Origin of the sequence: Neorhizobium alkalisoli (genome assembly GCF_002968635.1) — a bacterium.
GTDB classification, from domain to species: Bacteria; Pseudomonadota; Alphaproteobacteria; order Rhizobiales; family Rhizobiaceae; genus Neorhizobium; species Neorhizobium alkalisoli.
Map to the genome: position 1 here is coordinate 265,045 of NZ_PVBN01000007.1, position 13,553 is coordinate 278,597.

Genomic DNA, 13,553 nt, shown 5'->3' on the forward strand with positions numbered 1-13,553 from the left:
TGGAATTGTGCGAATCGGCCGGCGGTATGGCGGATCGCGCGAAGAGTTGCGTTCAGAAGGCGGCGGACAGACACGATGGGCAGAAGCAGTTCAGCGGCTATGGCAAACCGGTCTCCCCGCCTGGCTCTCACCGCCTTCGTGTGGAGGCAGGCGCTCGCGCTTATCGGCTTCGGCATTTTCCTGGCCTTGGCGCTTGCCGTTGCGGCGCTTGCCACCTGGAATGTCGCAGATCCCAGCTTTTCCTATGCGACCGACAACGCGCCTACCAACATCCTGGGTTTTGCCGGTGCTGCATTTGCCGATCTGATGATGCAGTTTCTCGGCCTGGCAAGCATTGTTGCGCTCCTGCCCGTGCTCGCCTTTGCATTGGCGCTCATTTCCGGCCGCAAATATGACCGCATCCCGGCGAGACTGGCGGCCTGGGGTGGCGGCGCCCTGCTTGCCTCTGCCACGCTCGGCTGCTTTCCCGCGCCGCCCACCTGGCCGATCCCGAACGGAATAGGCGGCGTTATCGGAGACATGATCCTCCGCTTTCCCGCGCTTTTCGTGGGAGCCTATCCGACCGGCATGGTCGCGATCGTGCTCGGCTGCATCTTCACGCTTCCCTGCATCTGGCTCATGCTCTTTGCTTCCGGTCTCGTCGGCGAGGCTTTCGAGGAGGATGCGGAAGACGATGATCAGCCCGTCGCCGCGACCAAGGCACGGCCGAAGCATGAGGAGATCGAAGACGAAGATGAGGAGAGCACCTTCGCCGGCTTCCTGGCCTTCGGTGCGATTGCTCACTACTGGTACATTGCGCAAGCCCGGCTGCGCCGGCTCGCAGGCATCAAGCCTCCCGTTCGCGTCGGCTTCGATCAGCCCTATGATTTCAATGAGGACGAGTTCGGCACGTTGAACGAGCCGGTCCGCGCCAAGACTGCTCCGATCGTGGCGGGCCGCCGCATGGAGCCCTCGCTCGACGGTCCGGCGGAGCGGGTAGTGCCGTCGCGCCGGGTGGTCACGGCGCCGCCGATCTCGGGCCATGATGACGATGATTACGACGACGATCCGCCGTTCGACATGGATGACATGCCGCCGCGCCCGGCTGGCATTCTGCCTGATGATGATGCACCGTTTGTTTCTTCCCGTGCGTCGCAGGCCGGTCGCGGCCAGCCCCGGGTCGTCCCCGCCGCCGCGCCGCCGAAGCCGAGCCCCCGGGTTGCTCGCGAAGCCCAGGCGTCCTTCATTTCGCCGGACGGTTTCCAGCTTCCCTCGGTGCATCTTCTGAACGAGCCGAAGGCGGTCGCTCGCGATGCGTCACTCTCTGCCGATGCGCTGGAGCAGAATGCCCGGCTGCTGGAAGGCGTGCTGGAAGATTTCGGCGTCAAGGGCGAGATCATCCATGTCCGTCCGGGGCCGGTCGTCACGCTTTACGAACTCGAGCCGGCGCCCGGCATCAAGTCCTCGCGCGTCATCGGTCTCGCCGACGACATTGCCCGTTCGATGAGCGCGATCGCCGCCCGTGTCGCCGTCGTGCCCGGCCGCAATGCGATCGGCATCGAGCTGCCGAACCGGATCCGTGAGACGGTCTATCTGCGCGAAATGATCGGCAGCAAGGACTTCGAGGGCAGCAAGGCTAAACTCGCCATGGCACTCGGCAAGACCATCGGCGGCGAGCCGGTCGTCGCCGACCTTGCCAAGATGCCGCATCTGCTCGTCGCCGGTACCACGGGTTCCGGCAAGTCGGTCGCCATCAACACCATGATCCTCTCGCTTCTCTATCGCTATACGCCGGAGAAGTGCCGTCTGATCATGATCGACCCGAAGATGCTGGAACTGTCTGTCTATGACGGAATTCCGCATCTGCTTTCGCCGGTCGTGACTGATCCGAAAAAGGCGGTCGTAGCGCTCAAATGGACCGTCCGCGAGATGGAAGAGCGCTACAAGAAGATGTCGAAGATCGGCGTGCGCAATATCGACGGCTTCAACAGCCGCGTTGAGCAGGCGATCGAAAAGGGCGAGGTGCTTACCCGCACCGTACAGACCGGTTTCGACCGCCAGACGGGGGAGGCCGTCTACGAAACCGAGGAATTCGATCTTGAGCCGATGCCTTATATCGTCGTGATCATCGACGAAATGGCCGACCTGATGATGGTCGCAGGCAAGGACATCGAAGGCGCGGTTCAGCGTCTGGCGCAGATGGCACGTGCGGCCGGCATCCATGTTATCATGGCCACGCAACGCCCCTCGGTCGATGTCATCACCGGCACGATCAAGGCGAATTTCCCGACCCGCATCTCTTTCCAGGTCACGTCGAAGATCGACAGCCGCACGATCCTCGGGGAGCAGGGTGCCGAACAGCTGCTCGGCATGGGCGACATGCTCTACATGGCCGGCGGCGGCCGCATTCAGCGTGTCCATGGTCCATTCGTGTCGGATACGGAAGTCGAAGACATCGTCGCCTACTTGAAAACCCAGGGGGCACCCCAATATCTCGATGCGATCACGGCTGATGACGACGAGGATGAAGCTGGTGCAGGCGGCGGTCCGGCAGGTACCGGCAACCTCTCTGATTCCGACGATCCGTACGATCAGGCGGTGGCGATCGTGCTGCGCGACGGCAAGGCATCCACGTCCTATATCCAGCGTCGTCTCGGCATCGGGTATAACCGCGCGGCATCGCTCATCGAGCGGATGGAGCAGGAGGGGCTGATCGGACCGGCCAACCATGCCGGCAAGCGCGAGATCCTGGTGCCGACCGAGGGCGATATCCTCGAGCGGTAAGGCTTTCGTGATCGTTGCAACCGCCATCAAGACGCCGCGTTTTAAACCGAGAACTGGGGGAAGGAGAACAGAATGAAGAACGATAAATCCATCCTTTCAAACATCCGACTCGACTCGATCGGCCGCAGGCAGTTTTCGCTCGGGCTGGCGAGCCTGGCGACCGCGGCGTTCTTGCCGGGCACAGGCTTCGCGCAAAGCTCGGCTGCGGCGCAGAAGATCGCTGATCACTTTTCCTCGGTCAAAACCATGATGGGCGAGTTCGTCCAGTTCGGGCCGCGCGGAGAGCAGACCGGCGGCAAGTTCTTTATCGAACGGCCGGGCAAGCTGCGCTTCAATTTCGAAGACCCGTCGCCGATCCGCGTGATTGCCGACGGCAAGAATGTCGTGATCGGCAACATGAAGCTCAAGACCTGGGACGTCTATCCTCTTTCCAAGACGCCGCTCAGCCTGCTGCTGTCCGACCGCATCGATCTCGGCAATCAGATGGTCCGTGACGTCAAGCAGGAGTCGGATCTCACCACAATCGTGCTTGGCAACAAGACGGTCTTCGGTGATTCGACCATCACCATGATGTTTGATTCCAAGACCTACGACCTGCGCCAGTGGACCATTACCGACGCCCAGAACAAGGACACATCGGTCATGATCTACAATGTCAGGAACGGGGTGAGCCTGGACGACAAGGTCTTCACTATCCCCTATGACGAAGTCCGCAAGGGCTGATCGAGCCGGAGTTTGGAAAGTCTGAAGGGCCGGGCCTGCGCGCGGCCCTTTTTGCTTCTCAATGCAAGAAAAATTTCCTAAACCTCGCCGCGACATACGAGGTTTGGTCATGACTTTTTCCATCAGTACCTGGAACATCAATTCCGTGCGGCTGCGCATGCCGATCGTCGAGCAGTTCCTCGTCCGCTACAAGCCGGATATCCTCTGCCTGCAGGAAATCAAATGCCAGGAGCCGGAGTTTCCGCTCCAGCCCTTCAAGGATCTCGGCTACCAGCACATCATCATTCACGGCCAGAAGGGCTATCACGGCGTCGCTACCGTATCGAAGATTCCGCTTCTGGAAGATCATCGGCAGAACTATTGCGGGGTCGGTGACGCAAGGCACATCTCCGCCATCTTCGAGCGCGGTTCGCGCCGCGTCCGACTGCATAATTTTTACGTGCCGGCGGGGGGCGACGAGCCCGACCGCACGGTGAACCCCAAATTCGGCCACAAGCTCGATTTCGTCGAGGAGATGAAGGCGCTCAAGGCCGATCCGATGCCCGGCATCTCCTCCGTTCTCGTCGGAGATCTGAATATTGCGCCGCTTGAGCACGACGTCTGGTCGCACAAGCAGATGCTCAGGATCGTCAGCCATACGCCGATCGAAACGCAAGGGTTGAACGAGGTCATGGCGCGGGGAGGCTGGCTGGACCTGATGCGTCAGCACGTGCCCGAGAGCGAAAAGCTCTATACGTGGTGGAGCTATCGTTCCAAGGATTGGCGCGCCGCCGACAAGGGACGCCGGCTTGATCATATCTGGTCATCCCCGGATCTCGGGCCGTTCCTGGATCACATCGAGGTGCTGAAGGAAGCGCGCGGCTGGAACCAGCCCTCCGACCACGTGCCGGTGACGGCAACCTTCAAGTTTTGATCCCACCGGATTTCAGACGAACCTATGACCCATGGCGGCCGCGGCCTTGGCGAGACTCGCGATATTGTCACGGATACGTCTTTCGATGACCCGGCCGACCTCCGGATATTCCTCCAGCAGGCGATGAAACAGCGAGCGGCTGATCTTCATCGCCTCGGCGTCTTCGACTGCGACGGCCGTAAATTTCCGCTCTACCATCGTGATCAGCGCCAATTCCGACAACAGCGTGCCGGGACCGACCGTCGCCTCAACCTTCGCCTCGCCGTTGCGGTCGGTCATCAGCAGTTCGAAGCGGCCACGGGCGATGATGAAGGCCGATTCCGCCGGCGACCTTTCCCGGAACAGCTCCTGGCCGGCGGCCACCTGCCGCCGCTCGGCCCCGAAGGCCACGAGGCGAAGCTGGTCGTCATTCATATCCTTGAAGAGCGGAACCTGTGAGAGCAGGCGGATATCTTCGTTCAGCGACATGTGTTCAAATCACGGTACGATTTTATAGCCACCGTTTTCGGTGACCAGGATTTCGGCGCTGGACGGGTCGCGCTCGATCTTCTGGCGCAGACGATAAACGTGGGTTTCCAGCGTATGGGTCGTCACACCGGAATTATAGCCCCAGACCTCTTCCAGCAGTATGTCGCGCGTCACCACCTTCTGGCCGGCACGATAGAGATAGCGGATGATCGCCGCTTCCTTCTCCGTCAGGCGGATTTTTTTGCCGTCGTCGGTGGTAAGCAGCTTCTGGCTCGGCTTGAAGATATAGGGGCCGACCGTAAAGGTTGCGTCTTCGCTCTGCTCGTACTGACGCAGCTGCGCCCGGATGCGGGCCAGCAGCACGGCGAAGCGGAAGGGCTTGGTGACGTAATCGTTGGCGCCCGCTTCGAGCCCAAGGATCGTATCCGAATCAGTGTCGTGCCCGGTCAGCATGATGATCGGCGCCTTGAAACCGTTCTTGCGCAGCAGCTTCACCGCCTCGCGACCGTCCATGTCCGGCAGGCCCACGTCCATGATCAGAAGGTCTATCTGCGCGGTCTTGGCCGTCTGCAGCGCCTTGGCGGCATTGGCTTCCTGGAGGATGGAGAATTCGTCGTAGAACGACAACTGCTCGACCAGGGTCTCGCGCAGATCATCGTCGTCATCCACCAGGAGTATGGTACGCGCTGCCATTCTCAAGCCTTTCATCTTCGCTCGCGCCCGCATCCGCTTTTCCAGCAGATGGCGGGCCATCAGCGTCTTCGATCTAAATCCCTACAGCATCGACCCGAAAATCGAAATCGATTTTCGGAAAGCCCCGATGCCGAGACCCAATATGTTAAGAGCGCCTATGCGCGTCCATAGGGACGCGCGGTGCACCAAGGTGCTATGGATTCAAACGAAATCATATTCAAAGCAAAACCTTGTGAGAGAAATGCAGCGTTTTGGCGAAAGGGCACGATTGGACTCGAAGGTTATCACCGTCAGAACCGCGCCGCGGGATCGCAGGCGAGCCATTGTTTCCTTCGGAGGCATCACGGTCCAGGCCGCGATCGGGCGCTTCGGCAAGACGGCATTCAAGCGGGAAGGCGATGGCGCAACGCCGATCGCCTCGATGCGTGTTCTTTACGGGTTCGTGCGGGGCGAGAGGGTACGCCTGCCGCCAACGGCCTTGCCCATGCGGCATATCCGCAAGGACATGCTGTGGTGCGATCAGCCGGAGCATCCGGCCTACAATAGCCTCGTGAAGGCGCCCTTCCGCCCAAGCCATGAGGAGATGATGCGGGCCGATGGGCTCTACGATATCTGTCTGGTGCTCGACTGGAACATAACGTCGAGGCGCCGACATCGCGGCTCTGCCATCTTCCTTCATCTGATCAAGCCTGGCTATCAGCCGACCGCCGGCTGCATTGCCGTGAGCCTTGCCGATATGAAGCGCCTTATCCACTACATGAGAAAGGGCACAGTCGTCCGGGTTCTCTGACGGGCCGCCCATGCATCAGCGAGCGGAGACTGTCGTATAGTCGTAATATCAGCCCTCTACAGTTTAGAATGGCTCAAAACTAGAGCCTCTAAATCAACTTTGGAGATTTGATATGGACGGGCAACGGATTTTCCCCACAACCCAGCTGGAAGAAGCGGACGGCGACGGTCACAACCTGAGCGCTAACCCGACGATGGGGGAAATCATCGGCAAACGCTTCTCGCGCCGGAACTTCCTGCAGGGATCGCTCGCCGTGTCGGCGATCGCCGCGACCGTCAGCCCGATCGCGCTTGTGAGCGCCGATGAAGCACGTGCCGCCGGCAAGAGCGCGTCGGCCTTCAACTTTGCCGAAATCGAAGCCGGCGTGGACGCCAAGCACCATGTTGCAGAAGGTTATGACGCGGACATCCTGCTTCGCTGGGGTGACGCCGTTCTTCCAGGCGCGCCGGAATTCGACCCGACCAAGCAGACTGCGGAAGCTCAGAGCAAGCAGTTCGGCTACAATAACGATTATGTCGGCTTCATTCCGCTGGACGGCGCCGACGACCATGGTCTGCTCGTGGTCAACCACGAATACACCAACCCGCACCTGATGTTCCCGGGCCTGGTCCAGGTCGTTGACGGCAAGATCAAGCAGGGTGCGCTCAGCAAGGAGCAGGTGGACGTCGAAATGGCGGCTCATGGGGGCACGATCGTCGAAATCCGCAAGACAGGCGGCAAATGGCAGGTCGTTACCGATGGCAAATACAATCGGCGGGTCACCTCCAACACGGCGATGCAGATCACCGGTCCGGCAGCTGGTCACGACCGCCTCAAGACGTCTGCTGACGCGACCGGCACGAAGGTGTTCGGGACGCTCAACAACTGTGCGGGCGGCGTGACGCCGTGGGGCACCTACATCATGGCGGAAGAGAATTTCCACGGCTATTTCCAGGGCAAACTTCCGGAAGGTCATGCCGAAGCCGCCAACTACAAGCGTTACGGCGTTCCGGAAGGCTCCTATGAATGGGGCAATTTCTACGACCGCTTCGATCTGTCCAAGGAACCGAACGAACCGAACCGCTTTGGCTGGATCGTTGAAGTGGACGTCACGGACCCGACCTCCGCGCCGAAAAAACGTACCGCGCTTGGCCGTACCAAGCATGAGGGCGCCGAATCGATCGTTGCGAAAAACGGCAAGGTCGTCTTCTACCTCGGCGACGACGAGCGCTTCGATTATGTCTACAAGTTCGTGACCGAAGGCACCTTCAACCCCAACGATCGCGCCGCCAATAGGGACCTCCTGGACAAGGGCACGCTTTACGTCGCCAAGTTCAACGAAGACGGCACGATGCAATGGCTGCCGATGGTGCACGGGCAGGGTGCGCTGACGGCGGAGAACGGCTTCAAGAGCCAGGCCGACGTTCTGATCGAGACCCGTCGCGCCGGCGATCTCCTCGGCGCCACCAAGATGGACCGTCCCGAAGACGTCCAGCCGAACGCCGTCAACGGCAAGGTCTATGTGATGCTGACCAACAATACCAAGCGGAAGGCAGATCAGGTTAACGCCGCCAACCCGCGCGCGGACAACGCATTCGGCCACATCATCGAGATATCCGAAAACGACGGCGACTTCACTGCGACCTCCGGCAAGTGGGAAGTGCTCCTGAAGTGCGGCGATCCGTCTGTCGCGGCGGTAGGCGCAACCTTCTCCACCGAGACGACCAAGAACGGCTGGTTCGGCATGCCGGACAACTGTGCGGTCGATTCCGCGGGTCGACTCTGGGTGGCGACGGACGGCAACAACAACAAGGCCACCGGCCGCACCGACGGCCTTTGGGCGGTCGACACGGAAGGCGAAGCCCGCGCCACGTCCAAACTCTTCTTTCGCGTGCCGGTTGGTGCGGAACTCTGTGGTCCGCTCTTTACTCCTGACGATGAGACCGCCTTCGTTGCGGTCCAGCATCCGGGCGATGGCGGCGAAGACTGGTCCGGCCATGGCCGCCCGTCCTATTACGAGGATCTCTCCACCCGCTGGCCTGATTTCAAGAACGACATGCCTGTGCGCCCGTCGGTCCTTGCCATCACCAAGATCGGCGGCGGCAAGATCGCCGTCTGAAGATCTGCCCCTCTGACAACGGTCCCGCCGGCAACGGCGGGGCCTTCCAAAGGTTCGGGCTGGTTCGGATCGCTTACCTGAGCGAGCGCGGTTTGACGAACCGTTCAAGGAAACCAGAACCGGGTGAGACGGCTTGCCAGCTTGGCAGGGCGAAGTCGATGACGGCGAGAGCACCGGTCGGATATTTGTCGGCGATTGCCTGCATCGCCTCGGCATTGCCGCTACCCGCCAGCGTGAGCGCCAGATCCTGCAGCCCGGGATTGTGTCCCACGATCAGTACGGTGCGAAACTCGGGCTCGATCCTTCTCAGCTCAGCAAGAATTGCCGTGGCCGAGGCCTCATAAATGGCGGGACAATCGTGGCAGATCAGCGGGCTGAGGATTTCGTTTCTCACTAGAGCCCACGTCTCCTGTGTCCGCCGAGCGTCGGAAACCAGAGCGAGACTGGGAATGACGCCTTCACGCGCCATATACTCCCCCATCAGCGGTGCAGCCTTCCGGCCTCTCTCAGCCAGCGGCCTTTCGTGATCCGCCACCCCGTCCGGCCAGGCGGATTTGGCATGCCGCAGCAAAAGCAGTCTGCGCGCGTCCCTGTCGAGTTCGCTTCCTGATGCGTCAGATTCCACCTCGGGCTCCGAATACTGCCGTTCCGCTATTAAAGGATCATACCGATGTTCTTCTGCCGGTCATAAAAGAAAATGCCGCCCGGTAAGGGCGGCATCGATCCCGATGAATGGAATGGACGGGTTACTTCCACTCGCGAATGTCGACGAAGTGACCGGCGACCGCAGCGGCAGCGGCCATGGCCGGCGAGACTAGGTGAGTACGGCCCTTGTAGCCCTGGCGCCCCTCGAAATTACGGTTCGAGGTGGATGCGCAACGCTCGCCCGGCTTCAGGCGATCGTCGTTCATGGCAAGGCACATGGAGCAACCCGGCTCGCGCCATTCGAAGCCGGCTTCCTTGAAGATCTTGTCGAGGCCTTCGGCTTCCGCCTGTTCCTTGACGATGCCGGAGCCCGGAACGACCATGGCGGAGACGGTCGATGCAACCGTCCGACCTTCGACGACCTTTGCTGCGGCGCGCAGATCTTCGATACGGCCGTTGGTGCAGGAGCCGATGAAGACGCGGTCGACCGCGATATCGGTGATCTTGGTGCCCGGCTTCAGGCCCATGTAATCAAGAGCACGCCATTTGGACGTGCGCTTCGTCTCGTCCTGGATTTCGTCCGGGTTCGGCACGGCACCCTCGACCGAAATGACGTCTTCCGGCGAAGAGCCCCAGGAAACGATCGGCGGCAGGTTTGCGGCATCGAGCACGACGACCTTGTCGAAATGCGCGCCCTCTTCCGTCTGCAACGTCTTCCAATAGTCGAGCGCCATGTCCCAGGCCTTGCCCTTCGGGGCGCGCGGCTTGTCCTTGATATACTCGAAGGTCTTTTCGTCCGGCGCGATCAGGCCGGCGCGGGCGCCGCCTTCGATCGTCATGTTGCAGATCGTCATACGGCCTTCCATCGAAAGCGAACGGATGGCTTCGCCGGCGAATTCGATGACATGGCCGGTGCCGCCGGCAGTGCCGATCTCGCCGATGATGGCGAGGATGATATCCTTCGCGGTGACGCCCGGCGGAAGCTGGCCGTCGACGCGCACCAGCATGTTCTTCGCCTTCTTCTGCACCAGCGTCTGGGTGGCCAGCACGTGTTCGACTTCGGATGTGCCGATGCCGTGCGCCAAGGCTCCAAAAGCGCCATGCGTCGACGTGTGACTGTCGCCGCAGACGATCGTCATGCCGGGCAGGGTGAAACCCTGTTCAGGGCCGACGATATGGACGATGCCCTGGCGAATGTCCTTTTCGGAATAATATTCAACGCCGAAATCCCTTGCATTCTGGGCGAGAGTCTCGACCTGAATGCGGCTTTCCTCGTTCTTGATGCCTTCGTGGCGGTCGGCCGTGGTCGGCACGTTGTGGTCGACGACGGCGAGCGTCTTTTCCGGGGCGCGAACCTTGCGGCCGGCGATCCTGAGGCCCTCGAAGGCCTGCGGCGACGTCACTTCGTGCACGAGGTGACGGTCGATATAGAGAAGACAGGTGCCGTTCTCATCCTGCGAAACGACGTGGTCGTCCCAGATCTTGTCATAGAGGGTACGGGGTGCGCTCATGGCTGCCATCCATCGGTATTTTCAAACAGGGGATATTGTCCGGCATTATCGCTGCCGGTGCGATGTGGATCGCTTAGCTAAGTCGGCTGTTCAGAGCGCCGGATACGCGCGCGAAAAAACGTGCCGGCAGACGCTTGTGGTCCTGCAGCACGATAAACTGGTTCGCGAGGCATCCGAATTTCGATCCCATGGCTGCTGCAATACCAGTTTTCGATGAAATCGGCAATGGAATTGCATCGTCGGAAACCTGTCGCATCATTGTCATAAAGTCTTCGCGGAAACGTGGTTGATCTGACGTTAGAAACGGAGGGATCTCAGATGTCCGAACCTATGGAAGACCAGCTCAGCCGCATCAAGGACGAGATTGCCGACAGCTTCGACGAAGAGCTGGAAATGCAGATGGAAGAAGATCGGCTGGACGATCTGATCGCCGAGGGCATGTCGGAGCCCCCGGAGCCGACGATCGACCGGCGGATCTATTTCCGCGAGCTGTTCAGGCTGCAGCACGAGCTCGTCCGCCTGCAGGACTGGGTACAGTACAAGAAGCTGAAGATGGTCGTGCTTTTCGAGGGCCGCGATTCGGCCGGCAAGGGCGGTGCGATCAAGCGCGTCACCCAGCGTCTCAACCCGCGCGTCTGCCGTGTCGTGGCGCTTCCGGCACCGACCGAGCGGGAGCGGCACCAGTGGTATTTCCAGCGCTACGTGCCGCACCTGCCGACGGCGGGCGAAATGGTGCTGTTCGACCGGTCCTGGTACAACCGTGCCGGCGTCGAACGCGTCATGGGCTTCTGCACGCCCGACGAACTGGAGGAGTTTTTCCGCTCGGTGCCGGAATTCGAGCGCATGCTCGTTCGCTCCGGCATCATCCTCGTCAAATACTGGTTCTCGATTACCGACGAGGAGCAGGAATTCCGCTTCAAGATGCGTATCCACGATCCGCTGAAACAGTGGAAGCTCTCGCCGATGGATCTCGAAAGCCGCGTTCACTGGGAAGAATACACCAAGGCCAAAGAGGAAATGCTCGATCGCACGCACATTGCGGAGGCGCCGTGGTGGGTGGTGCAGGCAGTCGACAAGAAAAGAGCGCGGCTCAACATGATCGCGCATCTTCTTTCGCAGGTTCCTTATGAGACGGTTCCGAAAGAAGCGATCGAGCTTCCCGGCCGTGTCCGCAACGCAGACTACATCCGGCATCCGGTGCCGCCGGAAATGTACGTTCCGGAAGCTTATTGATCCATGCCGGCGGGTGGTGCGGTGATCGCCTTCTTCACCGTTCCGTCCGCTTGCGCAGCCGGCCTTCGATGCCGCGCAGCGTAAGCGACAGGCTGATCGTCAGCAGCAGATAGATGTAGGTGACGATCGAATAGGTCTCGAAGAAGCGGAAGGAGCCCGCCGCATAGACTTTTGCCATCTGGGTGATATCGGCGACCCCGAGCACCGAGACCAGCGACGAGTCCTTCACCATCGAAACGAAATCGTTGGAAAGCGGCGGAAAGATCACCCGCATCGCCTGCGGGAAGACGATCAGCCGGAAGCGTTGGAAGCGGGTGAAACCGAGGGTTTTTGCCGCCTCGATCTGTCCTTCGTTGACCGACTGGAAGCCGGCGCGAAAGATTTCGGCGATGAAAGCGGCATAACCGATCATCAGGGCGATCACCGCCCGCCAGAGCAGCGACACATCGCGCACCAGCAGTTCTTCGGCAAAGCCTCGCTCGACGAGCGGCGTCAGCAGCCAGTTATAGAGTGCAACGAAGGCAGGCGCGCCGACAAACGCGATATAGAACAGCAGGACGAGAATGGGGATGCCGCGGATCAACTCCACATAGAAGCGGGCGGCCTGTCGTAAAACAACGCTGTTCGAAAGCCCCGCCAGCGCAATCGCGAGCCCCAACATCGTTGCAAGCGTGAAGGCTCCAAGCGTCACGCCGACGGTGATGCCGATTCCTTTGGAAACGACGCCAAAGACCTGGGCATAGAGATCATTAACGGCGATGACGACCGCAAGCCCGACGCAGAGAGCCCCGAAGGCAACGAACCACCAGGGAAAATCCTCAGGCGCTGCTGTTTTTCGGCGCGCTGGCGCCATTCCCTATTGGCCCATCTTGTAGTCGAGGAACCATTTCTTGTTCAGCGTATCCAGGGTGCCGTCGGCCTTGAGCGCCCCGATCACCGCATTGACAGGCCCAACGAGGTCGGAACCCTTCTTGAAGATGAAGCCGAAATCCTCGGTGCCGAGCGGTTCGCCGATGATCTTCAGCGTTCCGCCGGACGCCTTCACATAACCTTCGCCGGCCGTGCTGTCCGTCAGCACCAGGTCGACATCGCCCGTCTTCAGCGCTTGAACCGTCGCGCCGAAGGTCTCGAAGAGCTTGATGCGCGGGTTTTGCTCGTTGCCGTCGAGGATCTCGTAGACCGCCGTGTAGAACGGGCTCGTTCCCGGCTGCGCGCCGATCAGCCCCTTTTCCAGACCCGCAAAACTCTTGCCGTCGGTGAAGCGCTTTTCGTCGCCGCGCACCAGCATGAGCTGCTGCGAGCGCATGTAGGGATCGGAAAAGTCGACCTTCTCCTTGCGGTCGTCCTTGATGGTGATGCCGGTCATGCCGATGTCGTATTGCCCATCGGATACAGCCTGGATCATCGCGTCCCAGCTCGTGTTCTGGTACTCGATCTTGAAGTTCAGCCGCTTGGCGATCTCGTTCATCGCGTCATATTCCCAGCCGATCGGCTGGCCGCTCTTCGGGTCGACGAATTGCAGCGGCGGATAGGCGTTTTCCGTGACCACGACCACCTTGCGCCCCTTGAGGTCCGGCAGCTCGGCCGAGACGGCTGCGGGTGCGAGGGTGATCGCGGCAAGGCCGGCGATAAGCGTACGGCGTAAGAGCATCGTGGCACTCCTGATTGTGTGGCTCCGATTCCCTCTCACAAAAGGGCTGCCGTTAGCAAGCGGTG

The 13,553-nt window shown here is 60.6% G+C and carries 12 protein-coding genes; 6 read left to right on the forward strand and 6 right to left on the reverse strand.

Going from position 1 to position 13,553, the window contains the following annotated elements:
• The first annotated feature begins 75 nt into the window (after window positions 1-75).
• The 3 genes from C5L13_RS17305 to C5L13_RS17315 all read left to right on the forward strand — a co-directional run bounded on the left by C5L13_RS17305 (window position 76) and on the right by C5L13_RS17315 (window position 4,399).
• Window positions 76-2,763, forward strand: coding sequence for an FtsK/SpoIIIE family DNA translocase (locus C5L13_RS17305; RefSeq protein ID WP_105384525.1), 2,688 nt, complete (start codon window positions 76-78; stop codon window positions 2,761-2,763).
• Window positions 2,764-2,835: 72 nt separating this feature from the next.
• Window positions 2,836-3,486, forward strand: a complete 651-nt coding sequence (locus tag C5L13_RS17310; RefSeq protein WP_105384526.1) for an outer membrane lipoprotein carrier protein LolA — start codon at window positions 2,836-2,838, stop codon at window positions 3,484-3,486.
• A gap of 109 nt (window positions 3,487-3,595) precedes the next feature.
• Window positions 3,596-4,399, forward strand: coding sequence for an exodeoxyribonuclease III (locus C5L13_RS17315; RefSeq protein WP_105384527.1), 804 nt, complete (start codon window positions 3,596-3,598; stop codon window positions 4,397-4,399).
• Between the two features lie 12 nt (window positions 4,400-4,411).
• Here C5L13_RS17315 and C5L13_RS17320 read toward each other — a convergent pair whose 3' ends face one another.
• Window positions 4,412-4,867, reverse strand: coding sequence for a cyclic nucleotide-binding domain-containing protein (locus C5L13_RS17320; protein ID WP_105384528.1), 456 nt, complete (start codon window positions 4,865-4,867; stop codon window positions 4,412-4,414).
• Window positions 4,868-4,876: 9 nt separating this feature from the next.
• Window positions 4,877-5,560, reverse strand: a complete 684-nt coding sequence (locus C5L13_RS17325) for a response regulator transcription factor (RefSeq protein WP_105384576.1) — start codon at window positions 5,558-5,560, stop codon at window positions 4,877-4,879.
• Between the two features lie 241 nt (window positions 5,561-5,801).
• Between C5L13_RS17325 and C5L13_RS17330 the strand changes: the two genes are divergently transcribed.
• Window positions 5,802-6,350, forward strand: coding sequence for a L,D-transpeptidase family protein (locus C5L13_RS17330; protein WP_105384529.1), 549 nt, complete (start codon window positions 5,802-5,804; stop codon window positions 6,348-6,350).
• Between the two features lie 112 nt (window positions 6,351-6,462).
• Window positions 6,463-8,448, forward strand: a complete 1,986-nt coding sequence (locus C5L13_RS17335; protein ID WP_105384530.1) for a PhoX family protein — start codon at window positions 6,463-6,465, stop codon at window positions 8,446-8,448.
• 73 nt (window positions 8,449-8,521) lie between these two features.
• Here C5L13_RS17335 and C5L13_RS17340 read toward each other — a convergent pair whose 3' ends face one another.
• Together C5L13_RS17340 and leuC are read right to left on the reverse strand one after the other, a co-directional pair.
• Window positions 8,522-9,073, reverse strand: a complete 552-nt coding sequence (locus C5L13_RS17340; protein WP_105384531.1) for a SixA phosphatase family protein — start codon at window positions 9,071-9,073, stop codon at window positions 8,522-8,524.
• Between the two features lie 121 nt (window positions 9,074-9,194).
• Window positions 9,195-10,604, reverse strand: a complete 1,410-nt coding sequence (gene leuC, locus C5L13_RS17345) for a 3-isopropylmalate dehydratase large subunit (RefSeq protein ID WP_105384577.1) — start codon at window positions 10,602-10,604, stop codon at window positions 9,195-9,197.
• A gap of 318 nt (window positions 10,605-10,922) precedes the next feature.
• On the opposite strand from leuC, the gene ppk2 reads away from it, so the two are divergent.
• Entirely contained in the window at window positions 10,923-11,837 is a 915-nt protein-coding gene (gene ppk2 / locus C5L13_RS17355; RefSeq protein WP_105384532.1) for a polyphosphate kinase 2, read from the forward strand.
• 34 nt (window positions 11,838-11,871) lie between these two features.
• On the opposite strand, the gene C5L13_RS17360 is transcribed toward ppk2, so the two are convergent.
• Window positions 11,872-12,690, reverse strand: a complete 819-nt coding sequence (locus tag C5L13_RS17360) for an amino acid ABC transporter permease (RefSeq protein ID WP_105384533.1) — start codon at window positions 12,688-12,690, stop codon at window positions 11,872-11,874.
• Window positions 12,691-12,693: 3 nt separating this feature from the next.
• Window positions 12,694-13,488 carry a transporter substrate-binding domain-containing protein gene (locus C5L13_RS17365; RefSeq protein WP_105384534.1) on the reverse strand — a complete coding sequence of 265 codons (795 nt, stop codon included), beginning with the start codon at window positions 13,486-13,488 and terminating at the stop codon, window positions 12,694-12,696.
• Between the last annotated feature and the right edge of the window lie 65 nt (window positions 13,489-13,553).